Consider the following 18993-nt stretch of genomic DNA (forward strand, 5'->3'; position numbering starts at 1 on the left):
AATCCTTCGATGAAAAAGTTCTTCAGCCTGATTGCCACCCTGCTGGTGCTGGTCGCCGCCGTGGCCATCGGCCGCCAGTTGTGGCTGCACTACATGACCACCCCGTGGACCCGCGACGGTCGCGTACGCGCCGACATCATCAACGTCGCCGCCGACGTGCCGGGCTATGTCACCGACGTGCCGGTGCGCGATAACCAGCGGGTGAAGAAGGGCGATGTGCTGATCCAGATCGACCCCGAGCACTACCAGGTCGCGGTCGATCAGGCCAAGGCCCTGGTCGCTTCGCGCAAGGCCACCTGGGAGATGCGCAAGGTCAACGCCAAGCGCCGCGCCGATATGGACAACCTGGTGATCTCCAAGGAAAACCGCGACGACGCCAGCAACATCGCAAGCTCCGCCCTGGCCGATTACCAGCAGGCCCAGGCGCAATTGGCGGCAGCCGAACTCAACCTCAAGCGTACGCGCATCGTGGCCACCGTCGACGGTTACGTGACCAACCTGAATATTCATCGCGGCGACTATGCGCGTACCGGCGAGCCGGTGATGGCGGTGGTCGATGAGAACTCGTTCTGGGTGTATGGGTTCTTTGAAGAGACCAAGTTGCCGCATGTGAAGGTGGGCGATCAGGCCGAGCTGCAGATGATGAGTGGCGAGCGGATCAAGGGCCATGTGGAGAGCATTGCTCGCGGTATCTATGACCGCGACAACCCGCAGAGCCGCGAATTGATTGCCGATGTGAACCCGACCTTCAACTGGGTGCGCTTGGCCCAGCGGGTGCCGGTGCGGATTCACATCGATGAAGTGCCGGACGGTTTTATGTTGGCGGCGGGAACCACCTGTACCGTGGTGGTCAAGCCTGGCGAGGGTTGATCCAGCACTGGCAGTGAGCCTTTTGGCGCCATCGCGGGGCAAGCCCGCTCCCACGTAGCCTGCTCCCACGCAGTTCTCGGTGTTGAGAAATTGCGTGGGAGCGGGCTTGCCCCGCGATGGCGTCAGTCAATCCACCCAGGTTACGCAGCCCCCACCAACACCGGAATCTGCACCCGATCGATCACCTTGGCGCTGATCGACGGGTCCAGCAGCCGGCCCAGCCGCGACAGGTGGCGGTGGCCTATGATGATCAGTTCGCAGTCCAGCGCCTTGGCCTTGTCGACGATGGCCTCGACCGGATCAGCAGCGATCATGCAGCCCTGCGCATTGAAACCGGCGTTGCGCAGGGTTGTCAGCGCATCGGACACGGCCTGCTCGGCCAGTTGCTGTTCTTCGCAGGCGGCGGGGTATTCCTCCAGCTCGCCTGCGCTGAAGGGAAGGGGTTTGTCGTGCACGGCAAAGCTTGCGTCGATGGCCATCAGCACGTGCAGTTGCTGCTCGTCCGGGCGGCAGTAGCGTAGCGCCAGGTTAAGCAGGGCGCTGGCAGCGGGGGAGGCGTCGATGGCGATCAAGACGGGGCGGGGCATGCAGGCTCCTCGGTCTGGGGCAGGAAATGATGCAGCAACTGCCGGCCTCATCGCGGGGCAAGCCCGCTCCCACGCAATTTCTCTAACACCGAGAACTGTGTGGGAGCGGGCTTGCCCCGCGATGAGGCCGGCAAAGTCTCTACAGCATTCTGAGCCGATCCACCGATCAGGATAAATAGCCCCCCACGCACGGCGCCGTTGCGTCTGGCGCAATCGGCGACCTGTTAACATCGCGCTTCCCCCAGCCGCCACGGACCACGGCCATGCAACTCCCGGACATGAACCTGCTCGTCGCCCTCGACGCCCTGCTCGATGAAGGTAGCGTGGTTGGCGCAGCCCAGCGCATGAACCTGAGCCCGGCAGCCATGAGCCGTACGCTGGGGCGCATCCGCGATGCACTGGGCGATCCGATTCTGGTGCGTGCGGGTCGCGGCCTGGTCCCCACGCCACGCGCCCTGGCCCTGCGCGAGCAGGTCAGCCTGCTGGTCGAGCAGGCCGGGCAGGTGTTTCGCAGCGCCGAAGACGTCGACCTGCTCAACCTGGATCGGGCCTTCAACATCCGCACCAACGACCTGTTCATCGCCCTGTATGGCGCCCAGCTGTTGCGCATGATGCACGAACAGGCACCGCGCACGGTGCTGCGCTTTGTGCCGGAGAGCCCAGGCGGTGATGATGACAGCGTGCTGCGTGACGGCCGTACTGACCTGGTGATCAGCTCAAGCATCGACCTGGCGCCAGAGATCAAGGTGCAGAGCTTGTTCCATACCTTTTATGTTGGCTTGGCGCGCCGCGATCATCCGATCTTCGATGCCCAGATCACCCCGGCGCGCTTTGCCGCTTATCCACAGATCAGCGTGTCGCGGCGCGGCCGGGCCAATGGCCCGATCGATGTCGAGCTGGCCAACTTCAAGGTGCAGCGGCGGGTGGCGCTGATTACCCCAAGTTTTCACTCGGCGCTGTTCTCGCTGCCCGATTCGGACCTGATCCTGCCGATGCCGGCCAATATCCTCAACAGCGTTACCAAGCTCGGGCTGCCGCTGCGTTCGTTCGAGATCCCGGTGCCGCTGGAACGGGTCAATGTGATGCAGGCGTGGCACCCGCGTTTTCACAGCGATCCGGCGCACCGCTGGTTGCGCCAGACCTTGAAAGCTTGTTGCAGTGTCGATCCGTGACATCGGCGGTGTCTTCTTCGCGGGCAAGCCCGCTCCCACACTGAGCGCGCCGGACACAAACAGTGAGTACACACCCATCCCTGTGGGAGCGGGCTTGCCCGCGAAGCAGGCGACGCGGTTAAAGCGGATTGCGCCTGACGCAACTTAAAACTGCCGATAAGTCAGTTTTCGTAAGCATTCGACCTTCTTAGACTTGCTCCAGCCCCAATTATGTTGCTGGAGATGTCCGTCCATGAGTTCTTTGACCGCGCCTACCGCCGCGCTCGCTGCCGCCCCGGCGCCAGCTGCGCCTGCGCAAACGGCGTTCGGCCTGCGGGTGGTGGTCGGCTTGTTTGGCGTACTGCTGGCAGTGCTCTGCGCGGGTCTCAACGAAGCGGTGACGAAGATTTCCTTGGCCGATATCCGCGGCGCCATGGGCATCGGCGCCGACGAGGGCGCGTGGCTGTTGGCGGTGTACGCCGCTGCTTCGGTGTCGGCCATGGCGTTTTCACCCTGGCTGGCCACGACCTTCTCGCTACGCCGCTTCACCCTGACTGCCATCGGCCTGTTCGCCGTGCTCGGCTTGCTGCAACCCTATGCACCCAACCTGCACAGCCTGATGCTGCTGCGCGTTCTCCAAGGCCTGGCCTCGGGCGCCTTGCCGCCAATGCTGATGAGTGTGGCGCTGCGCTTCCTGCCGCCAGGCATCAAGGTCTATGGCCTGGCCTGCTACGCCCTGACTGCCACCTTTGGCCCTAACCTTGGCACGCCGCTGGCGGGTTTGTGGACCGAATACGTCGGCTGGCAGTGGGCGTTCTGGCAGATCATCCTGCCTTCCCTGCTGGCAATGGCCTGCGTCGGCTGGGGCCTGCCGCAAGACCCGCTGCGCCTGGAGCGCTTCAAGCAGTTCGACTGGCGCGGGGTGGTGCTTGGTTTACCGGCGCTCAGTTGCATCGTCCTCGGCCTGTCGCTGGGGGACCGCTGGGGCTGGTTCGACTCGCCGCTGATCTGCTGGCTGCTCGGGGGCGGCCTGCTGCTGTTGGTGCTGTTCATGTACAACGAATGGTCCGAGCCGCTGCCGTTCTTTCAACTGCGCATGCTCTCGCGGCGCAACCTCAGTTTCGCCCTGGTGACCTTGGCCGGGGTGCTGATCGTGCTTTCCGGTGTGGGCACTATTCCATCGGCGTACCTGGCGCAGATCCAGGGCTATCGTCCGGCGCAGACCAGCCCGTTGATGATGCTGGTGGCCATGCCGCAACTGCTGGCCCTGCCGCTGACTGCTGCGCTGTGCAACATCCGCGCAGTGGATTGCCGTTGGGTGCTGGCGGTTGGCCTGGCGATGCTGGCGCTGTCGTGCGTGGGCAGCAGCCTGCTGACCTCGCAGTGGATTCGCGACAACTTCTACGGTTTCTACTTGCTGCAGGTGTTTGGCCAGCCGATGGCCGTGCTGCCGCTGCTGATGCTTTCCACCAATGGCATGACGCCGCAGGAAGGGCCGTTCGCCTCGTCCTGGTTCAACACCGTCAAGGGCTTGTCTGCAGTGATCGCCACCGGCCTGCTCGATGCCCTGGGGACCCTGCGCCGGCATTTTCATTCCAACCACCTGGTGGACAGCCTGGGCAATGCGCCGCTGATCGATGATCGCGCCGCAGGCCTTGCGCAACGCATCCATCAACAGGCCCTGGTGCTGACCTCGGCCGATCTGTACCTGGTCATGGCGGCCATCGCCGTGGCCCTCATCTGCCTTATTCCTTTCGTGCCCACTCGGGTCTATCCACCGCGTGCGGTGGCCTGAACCCCTGGATGAATTCGAGAACACAGAACATGACCAACAATCGCAAGACTCTCGTCATCGGCTCGGTGCTGGCCGTGGCTGTGCTGGCCGGCCTGATTGGCCCGTGGCTGCTCGGCAGCGACCATCAGCAACGGACCAACGATGCCTACGTGATCGCCGACTACACCGTGGTCGCGCCGAAGGTGGCAGGTTTCATCAAAGAGGTCTTGGTCGAGGACAACCAGCAGGTCAAGGCCGGCCAGTTGCTGGCGACGATCGATGCGCGCGACTACCAAGCCGCCCTCGATGCTGCGCAAGCTCAGTTGCTGGTAGCCAAGGCGCAAAGCGCCGATGCCCGCGCCACGCTCGATCGCCAAGGCTCACTGATCGCCCAGGCCGAGGCGGCGGTGAAAGCGGCCCAGGCTGAGATGGCCTTCGCCGAGCATGAGGTCAATCGCTACAGCCGTCTGGCCGAGCAAGGCGCCGGCACCGTGCAGAATGCCCAGCAAGCGCGCAGCCGGGTCGATCAGGCCCGTGCGCGCCTGGCCAACACCCAGGCGGCATTGGTCGCCACCCGCAAGCAGGTGGACATTCTCAGCGCCCAGGTGGCCAGCGCCGATGGCCAGCTCAAGCGGGCCGAAGCCGGGGTGGAGAAGGCCGAGCTGGATCTGTCCTATACCCGCATCGCCGCCCCCGTCGACGGCATGGTCGGCGAGCGCGCCTTGCGCGTCGGCGCCTACGTCAATCCGGGCGCACGCTTGCTGTCGGTGGTGCCGCTGGAGCAGGCCTATGTCGTGGGCAACTTCCAGGAAACCCAACTGACCCACGTGCAACCCGGGCAGCCGGTGAGCATCAGCGTTGACACCTTCGCTGGCGAAACCCTCAAGGGCCATGTCCAGAGCATCGCCCCAGCCACGGGCGTGACCTTCGCTGCGGTCAAACCGGATAACGCCACCGGCAACTTCACCAAGGTGGTCCAGCGCATCCCGGTGAAGATTGTCTTCGATGACGGCCAGCCACTGTTGCAGCGCCTGCGCGTGGGGATGTCGGTGGTAGCCACCATCGACACCCAAGGCGACACCCTCGCAGGCAAAGAGGTGACTGCCCGATGAAACCGCTATTGCCCTTGAGCCCCTTGCTGCTTGCCGTACTGCTGGCAGGCTGCACCCTTGGGCCGGACTTCCAGCGCCCTGACAGCCAAGCGCCGCAGGACTGGGCGGCGCTACAAGGCCCGGCTGCGGCTAGCCAGCCGGTGGCCGAACCGCTGGAGCTGCGCTGGTGGGACAGCTTTCACGATGCCCAGCTCAGCGCCCTGATCCAGCGCGTCGCCGAGCGCAACCTCGACTTGCAGATGGCCAGTGCCCGCCTGCTGCAAAGCCGCGCCCTGCGTAGCAGCGTGGCGGCCGAGCAGGCGCCGTCGGTGGATGTCAATGCCGGTTACAGTCGCGCCCGCAATAGCGCCGAAGGCCTCAACGACCCGTCCGGTAAGGCCGGCAAGTCGGCGTTCAACCTGTGGCAGGGCGACTTGGTCGCAGGCTGGGAGCTAGACCTGTGGGGCCGGGTACGGCGGCAGGTGGAAGCCGCCGATGCGACGGTGGCCGTGGCCGAGAATGATCGGCGCGGGGTGCTGCTGGCGTTGCTCTCGGAAACTGCCGGTAACTACATTCAGCTGCGCGCCGTACAGCACACCCTGGAGGTCACCCAGGACAACCTCAAGGTTGCCCGGCACAGCCTGCAGCTATCCCAGGATCGCCAGGCGCAAGGCGTTGCCACCCGTTTGGATGTGGCCCAGGCCGGGGCCCAGGTGGCCTCTATCGAAGCGCGCCTGCCAACGCTGGAGGCGCGCCGCGATGACCTGATCAACGCCCTGAGCCTGCTCGCCGCCGAGCCACCGCGTAGTTTGCAGAACGAGCTGCTGAAGACCGGCGAGCTGCCGGCGCCGCAGCAGAAATTCGCCATCGGCGTGCCGTCTGAGCTGGCTGAGCGCCGCCCCGATATCCGCCAGGCCGAAGCGCGCTTGCATGCCGCCACGGCCAGCATCGGCGTGGCCAAGGCGGATTTCTACCCCAGTATTCGCTTGTCCGGCAGCATGGGGTTCCAGGCCATGCAGCTGTCTGACTTTGGCGCGTGGGACTCACGCCGGTTTGCCTTTGGCCCGCAGTTGTCGCTGCCGATTTTCGAAGGTGGCAGGCTGACCGGGACTTTGCAATTGCGCGAGGCCCAGCAACAGGAAGCGGCGCTGAACTATCGCAAGGTGGTGCTCGCTGCCTGGCACGAGATCGACGATGTGCTGCGTTTGTATAACGCCAGTCAGCTGCGCCGCGACCATTTGGCCGAGGCGGTGCGGGAGAACCGTATTGCCTTGCAAACCGCTCAGCGCCAGTACGTCGAAGGGGCGGTGGACTTTCTCAATGTGCTGAGCGTGCAGTCGGCGTTGCTGGCCAGTGAAGAGCAGTGGATCGACAGCTCGGCAGCGGTTTCGCAGGCCATGGTGGGTTTGTACAAAGCGTTGGGTGGGGGGTGGCAGGCGTTTGACCAAGAGCCGCCCAGGGTGTGAAGCGGGGCCGCTTTGCGGTTGCAAAGCAAGCCCCAACCAACTAACGAGGAGGCCGCAGATGCACCTTCCCCTGAACGGCAAGCGCGCCATCGTCACGGCCTCGACCACCGGGCTGGGTTTGGCGATCGTGATCGGCTTGGCCCAGGCCGGCGCCGAAGTGGTGCTTAACGGCCGCAGTCAGGCCCACGTCGATGAAGCGTTCAGGCAGGTGCGCGAGGCACTTCCCGCCGCTCGCCTCATCGGCGTCGCCGCCGACCTGAGCACTGACCTGGGCACCCAGACGTTGATCGAGCGCGTGCCGCACACCGATATCCTGGTCAACGGCTTAGCCGTGGTCGAAGCCACCACCAGCCTGGCACGCCATTACGTCCAGGGTATGGTGGCGCGTAACTGGGGGCTGCTGGTGTTTCTGTGCGCTGAGCGCGAGTTGGGGACGCTAGTGGGCGGGATGGGCGAGACCTTGGTCGGCACTGGGGTGAGGGTTGATGCGGTTGTGCCCGGGGTGGCGGAGCAGGTGGCGAACAGGGTGGTTGATCTGGCGGTGGTCGGCGTCCAGCCTTTGTGCTGACTGTGCCGGCCTCTTCGCGGGCAAGCCCGCTCCCACAGGTACAGCGTCGGTCTCAGGCTCAATACACCTGCCTCAAACGACTCGGACCCTGTGGGAGATCCTGGCCGGCACTGGGGTGAGGGTTGATGCGGTTGTGCCTGGGGTGGCGAGGCAGGTGGCGACCAGGGTGGTTGATCTGGCGGTGGTCGGCGTCCAGCCTTTGTGCTGACTGTGCCGGCCTCTTCGCGGGCAAGCCCGCTCCCACAGGGCCCGAGTCGTTTGAGCTAGGTATGTAGAGCCTGAGACCGACGCTGTACCTGTGGGAGCGGGCTTGCCCGCGAAGAGGCCAGCACAGTCAAAGCGGTCGCAACAACCCAAAGCGCTTGCGCAGCACCTTGTCGAGCAGCCGCTGTGGCAGCAAGCGCGCCAGCAGCGGTAGCGCAGTGCTGCCATTGCCCAAGCGCACCAGCGCTGGCGTCGGCGACTTCTGTGTCGCCGCCAACAAACCCTGAGCGAACTGCGCGGCCGGTGTGGGTTTGTCCTGCGAAGCGCGCGCGCGTGCCTGGATATGTTCGCGCAGCGGCCACCACGGTGAATCAGCCGCCAATACCTGCTCGGCCTGCTGCTGGGCATTGCTGGCAAACTGCGAAGCAATCGCCCCAGGCTGTACCTCCATCACCCGAATGCCGAACGGCGCCAGCTCCAGGCGCAGGGCATCACTGAGTGCATGCACGGCGGCTTTCGAGGCGCAGTAGGCGCCGGCAAACGGCGTCACCAACACCCCGGAAACACTGCCGATATTCACCACCAGGCCGCGGTTGCGACGTAGCAGCGAGAACAGCGCGCGGGTCACGCCGACCACGGCGAATACGTTGGTCTCGAACTGCTGACGCAGCGCCTCGACCCCGCCATCGAGCAGCGGCCCCATGGCGCCGTAGCCGGCGTTGTTGATCAGGATATCCAGGCCACCATGGCGCTGTTCGAGTTCGCCGGCCAACTGCGTCAAGCCGTGTGCATCATTGACATCCAGCTGTCGTGCGCAGAAACCAGCCGCGCTCAGTTGCTGCACATCCTCGAGCTTGCGGGCCGTGGCCCAGACTTCGTGACCAGTATCGCGGAAGGCGTTGGCCAGGGCGCGGCCGATGCCGCTGGAGCAGCCGGTGATGAGAACTGTGGGCATGGCGGGGTCTGCGCAAAAGGGATGAAGGTTCGATCATAGCGCAGCCGGGGCCATGCAGCCTTGCCAATGCCTGACGCAACGGTGCCGCGCGGCCAACGCGCACCACCTGAGCTGAGCCTTTGACCGGCAGCAGGATCTGCGAGGGGATATAGCGTAGGTCGAGGTCCTTGAACACGGCGGTTAGCCAGCCCTCCCAGGCGGGGGCTTCGAACTGGTCGAGGTTCAAGTCGTAAAAGGTGATGCCCCGCAGGCGGCGCGCCAGGCGTTTATAGACCGGCCGCAGGCTGTTGCACGGCGGGCAACTGTGCGAGCCGACGAAGATCACGCTGCGCCGCTCGCGGCGTTCGGCATCGAGCAGGTCGTCCAGGGCATCGGGGTCGCAGAGTGGATGCAGGTGCACGACAACGTCCTCCTGACAAGGCAATGCGCCTATTCAATGCCAGGTGGTGCCGCGGCGAAACTGACAAAAATGCTAGTTGGCAAACGAGCCTTGCAGGTGTTCTGGACGAAACTCCAGGGTCTGCGGGCGATAGCCTGAACGCAGCGGCGGCAAGGGCAGGCAGTCGCTCCACTCGGCGCCAGGTTGCAATTCGCCGGGGCCGCGGTAGCGCGGTGCGCTGTAGGTGCTTTCAGCGAGGTTGACGGTATCGCCCGGCGCATAGGCGCCGACTCGCCAGCGCAGTTCGGTGAGGGGGGCCTTGTTGCCGTTTTTCATGGTCACGCGCAGGGCGCGGTCGGCAGGACACTGATCCGGAGCGTAGGTCAGGCGCAATTCCAGGCGGGCCAGCTGCGAAGATTCGCGGCTGTCTTGCCAGACTACCCACAGCGCAACCAGCCCCAGGCCCAATACGGCGGCCAGGGAGATCGGCAGGGCCTTGGCCGGGTAGCGCAGGAGCAGGACCAGCCAGGTGAGGATGAGCAGAGCGCCGATGATCATTGTGCAGGGCATGCCTTGGTTGGGCGGGTTTGACCATCGTAGCTGTAAAAGGGGTTCACCTCAAAAAGCAACGTTGGCGCACGCAAGGATGGCTGCGTGGACCTGTTGGTTGATGGAACTAATAGGCGGGGGGGCGTGGGAGCGGGCTTGCCCCGCGATAGCGATCTGACAGAGTGATTGCGTTGTCTGCCATGACGCTATCGTGGGGCAAGCCCGCTCCCACGTGGTCACCACGTAGTCAATGTCCCCAGGTGATCAGGGAAACGCTTACTGGGCGATGGTCTTCACCGAAACCCCACGCTCCATCGGCGTGGACGTGCGCCCGTAGACGTCTTCGAAGCGCTCGATATCATCCTCGCCCAAGTAGCTGCCGGACTGCACTTCGATGATCTCCAGGGGGATCTTGCCGGGGTTGCGCAGGCGGTGGACCGAGGCGATCGGGATGTAGGTCGACTGGTTCTCGGTGAGCAGGAACACGTTCTCGTCACAGGTCACCTCGGCCGTGCCCGAGACCACGATCCAGTGCTCGGCGCGGTGGTGGTGCATCTGCAACGACAGGCTGGCACCGGGCTTGACCGTGATGTGCTTGACCTGGAAGCGCCCACCCATGTCGACCGAGTCGTACGAGCCCCACGGGCGGTACACCTCCAGGTGGTTCTGGGTCTCGCTGCGGCCCTGCTTGTCGAGGGTGTTGACCATCTGCTTGACGCCTTGGACCTTGTCCTTGTGGGCGATCATCATGGCGTCCTTGGTCTCGACCACGACGATGTTCTCAAGGCCGATCACCGACACCAGCTTGCCGTTGCCGTGGATCATGCAGTTGCGGCTGTCTTGCACCACCACATCGCCTTTGGTGACGTTGCCGTTGTCGTCCTTCTCGTGCACGTCCCACAGCGACGACCAGCAGCCGACATCGCTCCAGCCGGCTGACAGCGGCACCACGCAGGCGCGCTGGGTCTTTTCCATCACCGCGTAGTCGATGGAGTTGTCCGGGCAGCAAGCGAAGGTGGCTTCGTCGATGCTCAGGGTGTCGCCTTGTTGATCGCTGCGCTCCAGGGCCAGCAGGCAGGTGTCGTAGATGTCCGGATCGTGCTTTTTCAGCTCTTCGAGGAAGCGGCTGGCGCGGAACAGGAACATGCCGCTGTTCCAGAAGTAGCCGCCGGCGCGGACGAACTCGGTGGCGCGTTTTTCGTCAGGTTTTTCGACGAACTGCGCAACCCGCGCCACGCCTTCGGGCAGCAGCGCGTCCTGGCTGGAGCGGATGTAGCCGTAGCCGGTTTCCGGTTTGGTCGCCGGCACGCCGAACAGCACCATTTCACCGCGCTCGGCAGCCACGGTGGCCAGGGCCAGGGCGCGTTGCAGGGCTTTTTGGTCATCGATCACATGGTCGGCCGGCAGCACCAGCATCAGCTCATCGCAACCTTCGTTGACCAGCTTCATTGCGGTCATCGCCACCGCTGGCGCGGTGTTACGGCCGAACGGCTCCATCAGGATCGCCTGGGTCTCAAGGTTCAGCGCGCTCAGTTGCTCCTGAACGATGAATTTGTGGTCTTTGTTGCAGACCACGATCGGCGCCTGCATGCCTTCGAACACCAAGCGCTCGAGGGTCTGCTGGAACAGGGTGTGCTCACCGGTCAGGGCGAGGAACTGCTTGGGGAACTGCTTGCGCGACAGAGGCCACAGACGCGAACCGCTACCACCAGAAAGAATTACCGGAATCATGATGTTTCTCCAAAGGTCGATAGAGGCAGGGGATCAGTTAGTGGACACAGGGCGGGTTACCCACACCGGCGACAGGCTGCTGCCGGAGCCAGTGACGTACAGCACGGCAGCTTCGCCGCGTTCCAGGGCGACGGGTTTGACGTCGCCGACTTTCTTGTCTCCTTGGTACAAGGCCAGGTTGACCTTGACCGGGTTGATCTCACGCTCGCCGCGGCCGTTGGCGGCTACCGGCTTGACCACTTCGGTCTTGCCGTCGGCGGTCTTCAGGGTCAGCTGCTGGTCGGTCAGGTTTTGCACGCGGACCAGGGCTTTCTGCTTGTTCTTGAACGGTGGCTCTTCGATCAACTGCGGATTGCCAGCGCTGTTGTTGACCAGCGTGTAGTACTTATCCGAGGCGAGCTTGACCGGCACCGATTTGCCCGCGACCTGGGCGGTGTAGTCGCCGCCTGGGAGGAAGCTGAAGTCGCTGCTGGCTTGTGCGCCAACCTGCTTGATCTGGGTGTTGCCGACACTGGCGGCGGTCGGCGCGCTGCTGGCGTTGTACAGGCGCACGAAGGTCGAGCCTTTAGGCGCGCTTGGGCCGTACAGGGCCGCGTCAGCGCCGGCGAAGGCATGTACCGAGGCCAGCGCGGAAAGGGACAGGCCGGCTGCGAGGGTGAGGGCTTTGGCAAAAGATGGCTTATGGGTCATGTGCGTGTTCCTCTCTATCAGTGGTTCGCCCGGTTGGACGACAGGGCCAGGTTTTCTTCAGATTTACGGGTGTTTTTCAGCTGCGCGATCCACTGCGGATCGAACGCGCTGAGGTCGTTTTTCATTGGCAGATAACGTTCGGGGAATTCCCACACCACCACCTGTGGCGCGGCATTCTTGAAGGCATCGCTTTGCAGGTACTTGAGCATCGGGAGCAACGGCCCGTGGCCGTCTTCGGCGTAGTTGGCGACATCGCTGCGCAGCGCTTGCTGCAGGGCACCGAGGAAATTCCAGTGGGGGTTGGCGCTGTAGCTGGTGCCGACCAGGGCCACCGGGATCTGGCTGTCGGCAAACAGCGCATCGCCGGTCTCGCCTTCGGTCTCGACCGCGTGGGTGCTGCGTTGCTGCAGGTTGTCCGGAGCGGGCAGCAGGTTGCTGAACAGCGGGTCGAGCGGCAGGAAGTTGGTCAGGTCGCCCTTGTATGGCTTGGTCTCGCCCGCTTGGGTGATGAACGCCTGTGGGTCGCCGCTGAGCAGGCCCTGGCGAGCCACCGCTTCGGCCACCGCCTGGGCGGCGACCTCGGCGCCCATCGGCGTCCAGTGAGTGTCGGTACGCAGGAACACCTGGCCACGCGCTTTGGCTTGCTCCATTGGCGCTTGCAGGTCAGGGGCGAATACGTTGGCCTGACGCGCCTGTGCATGGAACTGGTTGTACAGGTCGCCATGCAGGCTGGCCGGCAGCTCCTGGCCGAGGTATTCGGAGTAGATCCGCGCCTTGGCCGGGACGATCGCCAGCACCAGCTGCGTGCCTTGGCGTTGCAAGGTGTCGCGCACACCGCGGATCAGCGCCAGGTTTTCCTGCATCAGTTGCTCGGCGCCAGCAGTGGGCTTGAACTCTTCGTCGCTGAACAGCCACTGCTCGCGCCCCAGCACCACGCCGGGGCGGCCTTCGTTGAACAGCTTGAAATCCAGTGCCGCCCAGAGGTTGGTACTGATGCGCTTGATCGGGAACTGATCGTCGTAATGGGTTTCGGCGGCCTTGGCCAGCTTGCCGTTGAGCAGGGTCATCTGCTCGGTGCGCTGGAACGTCGAGGCGCCGCTGAGCGACCACACGCCCAGGCCTGTGAGCAGGCCGAGGAAGGTCAGGGAGTAGGTGATGCGAAGTGTCCGGGTCATGGTCGTCCGTGCCTCAGAACTGGAAGTAGAGGAATGGCGAGTAGCTCTGCGCGGAGAGCTTGAGCACCGAGGCGACGAACAGCAGCAGCACCAGCACACGGGCCATCACCCGGGTCCAGTCCAGGCCGATCGAGCCGTCGGCGTTGATCTGCACCGGCGTTGCCTTGGCGGTTGGCTTGGCATTGCGGTAGAAGTCGCGCAGGCCGAAGAACGCCAGGCTCGCGTAGGCGATGAACATGGTCGCCACTTGCAGGCCTGTGAGGTTGGCGCGGTTGAGTTCCGACAGCTGCCACTCACCGAAGCTGAACATGGCGCCGTACATACGCCCGGCGACGTGCAGGTTCTCGGCGCGGAAGATCACCCAGCCGACCACTACCAGCAGGAAGGTGAAGGCCCATTTGACCGGGTTGAAGCGCTGCGGGTTGGTATCCAGGCCCAGGGCGCGTTCGATTGCCAGCCACATGCCGTGCCAGGCACCCCAGATGATGTAGGTGAAGTTGGCGCCATGCCACAGACCACCGAGCAGCATGGTCAGGAACAGGTTGCGGTAGGTGTTGAAGGTGCCTTTGCGGTTGCCGCCCAGGGTGATGTACAGGTAGTCGCGCAGCCAGGTCGACAGGCTGATGTGCCAGCGTCGCCAGAACTCGGTGATCGACTGGCTGATGTACGGCTGCTTGAAGTTCTCCATGAAACGGAAGCCCATCATCAAGCCCAGGCCGATGGCCATGTCGCTGTAGCCGGAGAAGTCGAAGTACAGCTGCGCGGTGTAGGCCAGGGCGCCCAGCCAGGCATCGCCGGTGGTGGGGTTTTCCAGGGCGAAGCAGTGGTCGGCGACCACCGCCAGGGTGTCGGCGATGAACACTTTCTTGATGAAGCCCTGCATGAAGCGGGTGCAGCCTTCGGAGAACTTGTCCAGGGTGTGGGTGCGGTTGTTGAACTGGTCGACCAGGTCCTTGAAGCGCAGCACGGGGCCGGCGATCAGGTGTGGGAAGATCGCCACGAACGCGGCGAAGTCGATCAGGTTGCGGGTGGCCGGGGTGTCGCCGCGGTACACGTCGATGATGTAGCTGATCGACTCGAAGATGTAGAACGAAATGCCGATCGGCAGCAGCACGTGGGTGATGATGAACGGTTCAAGGCCGAACGAGGTGATGATCGCGTTGAGGCTGTCGACGCCAAAGTTGGCGTACTTGAAGTAGCCAAGGATTGCTAGGTCGACACCGACGCCGAGCAGCAGCCAGCGCTGGGCCGGCTTGGTGCGCACGCCGGCGGCGCCGACTTTCAGGCCGATCCAGTAGTTCCACAGGGTGACCCCGGCGAACAGCGCGAGGAAGTCGACCCGCCACCAGGCGTAGAAGATGTAGCTGGCAACCAGCAACAGCAGGTTGCGATAGCGTTGCCCGCTCAAGTAGTACAGGCCGAGGAAGATCGGCAAGAACAGGAACAGGAACACGTTTGACGAGAAGACCATCCCGGTTCTCCTTATTGTTCACAGCATCCGGGGCAGCAGCCCCCCAAACCCCCCAGTCGATGACTGAAGAGCAACTCATTTCCTTGTGGGAGCGGGCTTGCCCGCGAACAATGGCGAAGCCATTGCCAGACACTGCGGTGTCCTCTTCGCGGGCAAGCCCGCTCCCACAGGGATCACACCCACATCGGATTGTTACTTCTTGCTTTCTGCGCTCGGGTCGTAGACCCGGGTCAGGTTGCCGCCGAGGCGGAAACTGTCGAACGGCTGCATGCCCCGTTTGCGCTGCAAGGTGTCGCCGCTGCAGGCGTAGAGGCTGCAATAGGGTTCGAGCCAGGAATACTTGCTGTCGACCTTGAGGTCTTTCATGTCCTGTTTCTCACCATTGCGGCGCTTGAACGCACTCGGGTCCTTGGCCCCGGCCAAGACTTTCTGGCCCAGGCGCTGCAAGGCGTTGTTGTTCTCACCGCGCAGGTCGACACCATTGACCTGGGCGAAACTGGCGATCATCGCCAGTGGCGGCAGGGCGTAGTTGTGATAGGCCAGCGCGCGCTGCTTGCGCTTGAGTTCGTTGGGCAAGAAGCCCTGCTCATCGACCTGGTTGGCGCCGACCTTGTATTCCTTCACTGCCCAGTCGAACAGGTCGCGGCGGTCAGTGGCCACGGCGGTGGCCATGACCGACCAGGCCGCCCAGTAGCTGTGGTTGTTGATCTTCTCCAGCGGCAGGTCGCTCCAGTCGCGCACGGTCTGTTCGGCGAGGCGGGCGAACCACTTCTCGATCAGTTCGGCCTCGGCCTGGTGCGCGGCCAGTGGCTGGGAGTTGGAGAACTTAAGACGCAGCCACGAACCACTCATGCTGCCCAGCGCCCATTTGCGCATGGACTTGCCGGTGTGGTTGTAGTCGGTCGACATCAAGGCATCGGCGCGCGCCCACGTGCCGAGCCAGCTCAGTGCACAATCGAGCTGGGCCGGGCGGCCGTCACGCATGTACTGACCGACCATCTTGCTGATGCCGCGCTCCAGCGTGGTGATGTCCTGGGTGGAACTGCGGAAGGCTTTTTCCGACGCCAGGTTGAGCGTCGCCCGGGCCTTGTCCGAGCCTTCGTACTTGCTGCGAAATTGCAGCGCACCGGTGTAGGGCTTGGGCGCCGCTTCACACTGGAACTTGCCGTCGGTGGTCTTGATCTGCTCGATCCCGGCGTAGTAACCCTGGGGCGGCACCAACGCGGCATGCGCGGCACTGCCAAACAGCGCCAGGGCGAGCAGGGCGGGGGCGGTGATGGTGCGAGTGTTGGTCATGGTTCGCCTCACTGGCCAGCTTGCGCGGTGTGCGCGGGGCTGGCGAAGTTGTTGCGTTTGCACAGCTTGGCCTCGACCTTCTGGGTGCCTTGTTCTGGCCCCTGGACTTCCAGCGCCAGCAGGTTCTGGCTGGCCCAGTCTTCGTCTTCACGCAGTTGGAAGACGAAACGCCCGTCGGTCTCGGAGGTTTCCGGTTTCTCGATCTTGATGTCTTCATGACGGCCGTTGAGGTACCACAAGGTGGCCTGCAGGACCTTGACCGAGGTGTCCTCGAACTTGATGTCCATCTGCAGGTTGCGGTTGACCAGATCCTTGATCACGCCGCCCTTGCCGTTGACCATCAGCTCGTTCTTGCCGGGTTTGAGAGTGGCGCTGGCGCTCATCTGCGCCGGGCGATCGTCGCAACCGTCGTCGAGCAGGCCGAGGATCTGCCGCCAGATGGTTTCCTGGTCCAGGCGATACAGTGGCGAGAATTCCCAGATGAGGATCTTCGGTGGGTTTTTCTGGAACTCTTCGCTGCCCAGGTACTGGATCATCGCCCCTTCCAGACCGCCACCGGGGAAGGCGACGTTGAGCACGTCGGCGCCGATGTACTGCTGCAGGAAGCCCGAGAAGTTGTAGTTCTTGCCGCTGTGGCTGGTGCCGACCAGGGTGATCTCGGCGTTGCCGCTGTCACCGAACAGGTCGTCGCCGCCGCTCGAACCCTTCGGCTCAGTGGCGAACTGGTCCATGTACTGCACCGCATAGCTGGTGCCACAGAGCTGGCCGGCGACGTTGTGCAGGGTGCCGGTCTTGCCCATGCGCCCGGATTTGTGAGTTTCGAATTCCTTGCGCGGGATGCCCTCGAAAGCGGGCATCTTGTGCACCGTATCGGCGACGATCTTCGCTGCGCGCTCGGCGCCGTATGGGGTCCAGTGCTGGTCGCCGCGGAAGTAGAAGTCCTTGCCCTGGTCGGCGGCGGCCAGTTGCTCGTTGGTCAGCGGCGACAGGTCCGGCACGTTGTAGCCCATCTTGGCGAAACGCTGCAGCATGGCCTGGTAGTTACCCAGCGCCTTCTGGTAGTCGAAGGCGGCTTTCTCTTGCGGGTTGAGCATGTTGCGGTTCACCAGGCCACGGGTTGGCTGGTACACCACGACCAGTTCGACGCCGCGTTTCTTGAACGCGTCGTGCACCTGCTGCAAGCGCTTGTAGCCGGCGGCAGTGGTGGTGAACTCGGTGCGCAGGTCTTCGCGGGTTCGGAACAGCCAGTCGCCTTGCGCTTGCACCAGGGTGGTGAAGTTCTGCTGGTAGCGAGTGGTGTAGCGGCTGGCGTCATGTGCTTCTGGGCACAGCTGGCAGCAGGGCTCGGCGCTGAAGCTTGGCGCTTGCACGTCTTGGGCGCGCACGCCTTGGCTGATCGCCAGCAGGGCGGCGGACAGACCGAGCAGTTTCATCAGGTGTGGGGTCGTCATGGTCTTGGCTTTCCTTAATCGATCATTTCGGTCTGGCGTTCGACCGGGTCGATCAGCACGGCCTTCTGCTGGCGTACCAGCAGGTCGAGGATTTCGTCCTGGCGCTCGCCAAGCACGCCATTGAGGCTGATGCCGCTGGCTTTGCGTGGGGCGAGCATGGACACCTTGTACAGCTCGACCGACAGCGGCGAGTCGATCGACAAAGGCCCGGAACCATTGGCCGCCAGCTCACCGCCAACGACGATCAGCGAGACCTTGGTATCGAACGGGTCAAGGGCGATGTCGCGGTCGGTGTCGGACAGGTCCTTGATGTGCCCGTAGACCCCGACCAGGCCGTTGGCCATGGCGACGTTTTCATACAGGCGGATGTTGACGCTGTTACGCACGCGAATGCCGTGGCGACGGTTGTTGATCAGCTTGTTGCCCCAGATCAGGTTGTCGCCGCTTTCGTACAAGGTGATGCCGTCGGTATGGTTGCGGTAGATCTCGTTGTAGGCGATCAGGTTATTGACGCTGTTACGGTCGATCACCACCCCGGAGAGCTTGTTGTCGTAGCTCTTGTTGTTGATGATCCAGCTGTCGTTGACCTCACGCGAAACGATGATGCCGTGCTTCTTCTTGGTGCCGTACACGGTGTTGCCAGCGATGATCAGCCGGTGCGAGCGGTCGTGTGGGTCGATGCCGTAGACGATGTTGTCGCGGTAGGTGCTGTCCTTGACCACGAAGTCGCTGGTCTCGTAGCAATAGAAGCCGTACCACATGTCGCTGAACTCGGAGCCGATGATCCAGCCGGTCGGTTCCGGGCGGCCCATGCGCTTGGCCATGTTCGGCGTGTACTGCGAGATGCTCACGCCATACGACTTGGACTTGGCGTAGCCGAAGCTGGCCATCTTGCTATTGACGATGTAGGTCTCGGTGCCACCCCACGACAGCAAGAAGGGGCGAAATTCCTTGGGCGAGCGGAAGGTCGATGGGCCGTTGTCCTTCTCGCGCCAGCCGGTGACCTGGGTGTCGCTGACGAACAGCTTGCCGTCGTTGACCAGGAACGAGCCGCCCTCTTGCGACAGGCGCAGCTCCTTGACCTTGCCGTCGATCTCAAGGATGCCCTTCTGCCCGACCACGATCGGCAGGCGGGCGAGGAACACCCCAGGCGAGACTTCGCGCAGGTACTGGTCAGGCACCTGCTTGCTCAGCTGCGCCATGTCGACATGCCCGTCATCGACGAAGATCGCCTGCGGGATGCCGTGCTGGCGCTGGACCCATTCGGCGGCCTTGTTGTCGCCGCCGATGAACTCCTTGAGCGACTCTTCCTGGAGCATGCGGCGCACGCTGACCTTGCCCTTGCGGCTGCGATCGATCTTCTTTTGCACCGCTTGCGCGGTGTAGCCGGAAAGATCGGGCAGCTTGGGCGGATCCATGTGCAGCGGCTCGACCGGCGCGCTGGATACCGTGTAGGTCTTGGCCTGCTGCAGACCTTTGGCCATTTCCGGCTCGGCGGCCTGGACCACGCCTGCGGCCAGCAGCAAGGCGCTGGCGAGCAGACTGTGGCGAAGATGCGGGTGCAGGTTCATAGCTTTCCTCTCCC

16 protein-coding genes are annotated in these 18993 nt (G+C 63.7%); 6 read left to right on the top strand and 10 right to left on the bottom strand.

What is annotated here, in order from left to right:
- Positions 1-9: 9 nt before the first annotated feature.
- Positions 10-870 carry an HlyD family secretion protein gene (locus tag ACI2JX_RS10725; RefSeq protein WP_264236439.1) on the top strand — a complete coding sequence of 287 codons (861 nt, stop codon included), beginning with the start codon at positions 10-12 and terminating at the stop codon, positions 868-870.
- A gap of 140 nt (positions 871-1010) precedes the next feature.
- Here the strand turns inward: ACI2JX_RS10725 and ACI2JX_RS10730 are convergent, their stop codons facing one another.
- Complete coding sequence (locus tag ACI2JX_RS10730) at positions 1011-1457, bottom strand: universal stress protein (protein ID WP_264236440.1); 447 nt, start codon at positions 1455-1457, stop codon at positions 1011-1013.
- Between the two features lie 263 nt (positions 1458-1720).
- Between ACI2JX_RS10730 and ACI2JX_RS10735 the strand changes: the two genes are divergently transcribed.
- The 5 genes from ACI2JX_RS10735 to ACI2JX_RS10755 all read left to right on the top strand — a co-directional run bounded on the left by ACI2JX_RS10735 (position 1721) and on the right by ACI2JX_RS10755 (position 7507).
- On the top strand, positions 1721-2629 hold the full coding sequence (locus ACI2JX_RS10735; RefSeq protein WP_264236442.1) for a LysR family transcriptional regulator: 909 nt from the start codon (positions 1721-1723) through the stop codon (positions 2627-2629).
- A 232-nt stretch (positions 2630-2861) separates the two neighbouring features.
- Positions 2862-4403 (top strand): MFS transporter, encoded by a 1542-nt coding sequence (locus tag ACI2JX_RS10740; protein WP_264236443.1) that lies wholly within the window; start codon positions 2862-2864, stop codon positions 4401-4403.
- Between the two features lie 29 nt (positions 4404-4432).
- Positions 4433-5494 carry an HlyD family secretion protein gene (locus ACI2JX_RS10745; RefSeq protein ID WP_404690063.1) on the top strand — a complete coding sequence of 354 codons (1062 nt, stop codon included), beginning with the start codon at positions 4433-4435 and terminating at the stop codon, positions 5492-5494.
- Positions 5491-6939 carry an efflux transporter outer membrane subunit gene (locus ACI2JX_RS10750; RefSeq protein ID WP_404690064.1) on the top strand — a complete coding sequence of 483 codons (1449 nt, stop codon included), beginning with the start codon at positions 5491-5493 and terminating at the stop codon, positions 6937-6939. Before ACI2JX_RS10745 ends, ACI2JX_RS10750 begins: the two co-directional genes overlap by 4 nt.
- A gap of 58 nt (positions 6940-6997) precedes the next feature.
- Positions 6998-7507 (top strand): SDR family NAD(P)-dependent oxidoreductase, encoded by a 510-nt coding sequence (locus tag ACI2JX_RS10755; RefSeq protein WP_404690065.1) that lies wholly within the window; start codon positions 6998-7000, stop codon positions 7505-7507.
- Positions 7508-7841: 334 nt separating this feature from the next.
- Here ACI2JX_RS10755 and ACI2JX_RS10760 read toward each other — a convergent pair whose 3' ends face one another.
- The 9 genes from ACI2JX_RS10760 to algG all read right to left on the bottom strand — a co-directional run bounded on the left by ACI2JX_RS10760 (position 7842) and on the right by algG (position 18979).
- A complete protein-coding gene (locus tag ACI2JX_RS10760) occupies positions 7842-8666 on the bottom strand; it encodes an SDR family oxidoreductase (protein ID WP_264236448.1) in 825 nt (274 codons plus the stop codon).
- A gap of 472 nt (positions 8667-9138) precedes the next feature.
- Positions 9139-9603 carry a multidrug transporter gene (locus ACI2JX_RS10765; protein WP_186553810.1) on the bottom strand — a complete coding sequence of 155 codons (465 nt, stop codon included), beginning with the start codon at positions 9601-9603 and terminating at the stop codon, positions 9139-9141.
- Between the two features lie 267 nt (positions 9604-9870).
- Complete coding sequence (locus ACI2JX_RS10770; RefSeq protein ID WP_264236449.1) at positions 9871-11325, bottom strand: mannose-1-phosphate guanylyltransferase/mannose-6-phosphate isomerase; 1455 nt, start codon at positions 11323-11325, stop codon at positions 9871-9873.
- Positions 11326-11358: 33 nt separating this feature from the next.
- Positions 11359-12015: an alginate O-acetyltransferase AlgF gene (locus ACI2JX_RS10775; protein ID WP_404690066.1), complete on the bottom strand. Its 657-nt coding sequence runs from the start codon at positions 12013-12015 to the stop codon at positions 11359-11361.
- Between the two features lie 17 nt (positions 12016-12032).
- A complete protein-coding gene (locus ACI2JX_RS10780; RefSeq protein WP_368973527.1) occupies positions 12033-13190 on the bottom strand; it encodes an alginate O-acetyltransferase in 1158 nt (385 codons plus the stop codon).
- A gap of 13 nt (positions 13191-13203) precedes the next feature.
- Positions 13204-14661, bottom strand: coding sequence for an MBOAT family protein (locus ACI2JX_RS10785; RefSeq protein ID WP_186553814.1), 1458 nt, complete (start codon positions 14659-14661; stop codon positions 13204-13206).
- A 192-nt stretch (positions 14662-14853) separates the two neighbouring features.
- Positions 14854-15957 (bottom strand): mannuronate-specific alginate lyase, encoded by a 1104-nt coding sequence (locus tag ACI2JX_RS10790; RefSeq protein ID WP_264236452.1) that lies wholly within the window; start codon positions 15955-15957, stop codon positions 14854-14856.
- Positions 15958-15965: 8 nt separating this feature from the next.
- Positions 15966-17408, bottom strand: a complete 1443-nt coding sequence (locus ACI2JX_RS10795; RefSeq protein WP_404690067.1) for an alginate O-acetyltransferase — start codon at positions 17406-17408, stop codon at positions 15966-15968.
- A 14-nt stretch (positions 17409-17422) separates the two neighbouring features.
- The gene (algG, locus tag ACI2JX_RS10800) at positions 17423-18979 is read right to left on the bottom strand and encodes a mannuronan 5-epimerase AlgG (protein WP_264236454.1); all 1557 of its coding nucleotides are present in this window, start codon (positions 18977-18979) and stop codon (positions 17423-17425) included.
- Positions 18980-18993: the final 14 nt, after the last annotated feature.

It is taken from the genome of Pseudomonas sp. NPDC088890 (genome assembly GCF_044900155.1).
GTDB lineage: Bacteria > Pseudomonadota > Gammaproteobacteria > Pseudomonadales > Pseudomonadaceae > Aquipseudomonas > Aquipseudomonas urmiensis.

Excerpts from the sequence above, each read along its gene's own strand:
- ACI2JX_RS10725 (WP_264236439.1), top strand. The coding sequence starts at position 10 with ATGAAAAAGTTCTTCAGCCTGATTGCCACCCTGCTGGTGCTGGTCGCC.
- ACI2JX_RS10730 (WP_264236440.1), bottom strand. The coding sequence starts at position 1,457 with ATGCCCCGCCCCGTCTTGATCGCCATCGACGCCTCCCCCGCTGCCAGC.
- ACI2JX_RS10735 (WP_264236442.1), top strand. The coding sequence starts at position 1,721 with ATGCAACTCCCGGACATGAACCTGCTCGTCGCCCTCGACGCCCTGCTC.
- ACI2JX_RS10740 (WP_264236443.1), top strand. The coding sequence starts at position 2,862 with ATGAGTTCTTTGACCGCGCCTACCGCCGCGCTCGCTGCCGCCCCGGCG.
- ACI2JX_RS10745 (WP_404690063.1), top strand. The coding sequence starts at position 4,433 with ATGACCAACAATCGCAAGACTCTCGTCATCGGCTCGGTGCTGGCCGTG.
- ACI2JX_RS10750 (WP_404690064.1), top strand. The coding sequence starts at position 5,491 with ATGAAACCGCTATTGCCCTTGAGCCCCTTGCTGCTTGCCGTACTGCTG.
- ACI2JX_RS10755 (WP_404690065.1), top strand. The coding sequence starts at position 6,998 with ATGCACCTTCCCCTGAACGGCAAGCGCGCCATCGTCACGGCCTCGACC.
- ACI2JX_RS10760 (WP_264236448.1), bottom strand. The coding sequence starts at position 8,666 with ATGCCCACAGTTCTCATCACCGGCTGCTCCAGCGGCATCGGCCGCGCC.
- ACI2JX_RS10765 (WP_186553810.1), bottom strand. The coding sequence starts at position 9,603 with ATGATCATCGGCGCTCTGCTCATCCTCACCTGGCTGGTCCTGCTCCTG.
- ACI2JX_RS10770 (WP_264236449.1), bottom strand. The coding sequence starts at position 11,325 with ATGATTCCGGTAATTCTTTCTGGTGGTAGCGGTTCGCGTCTGTGGCCT.
- ACI2JX_RS10775 (WP_404690066.1), bottom strand. The coding sequence starts at position 12,015 with ATGACCCATAAGCCATCTTTTGCCAAAGCCCTCACCCTCGCAGCCGGC.
- ACI2JX_RS10780 (WP_368973527.1), bottom strand. The coding sequence starts at position 13,190 with ATGACCCGGACACTTCGCATCACCTACTCCCTGACCTTCCTCGGCCTG.
- ACI2JX_RS10785 (WP_186553814.1), bottom strand. The coding sequence starts at position 14,661 with ATGGTCTTCTCGTCAAACGTGTTCCTGTTCCTGTTCTTGCCGATCTTC.
- ACI2JX_RS10790 (WP_264236452.1), bottom strand. The coding sequence starts at position 15,957 with ATGACCAACACTCGCACCATCACCGCCCCCGCCCTGCTCGCCCTGGCG.
- ACI2JX_RS10795 (WP_404690067.1), bottom strand. The coding sequence starts at position 17,408 with ATGACGACCCCACACCTGATGAAACTGCTCGGTCTGTCCGCCGCCCTG.
- algG (WP_264236454.1), bottom strand. The coding sequence starts at position 18,979 with ATGAACCTGCACCCGCATCTTCGCCACAGTCTGCTCGCCAGCGCCTTG.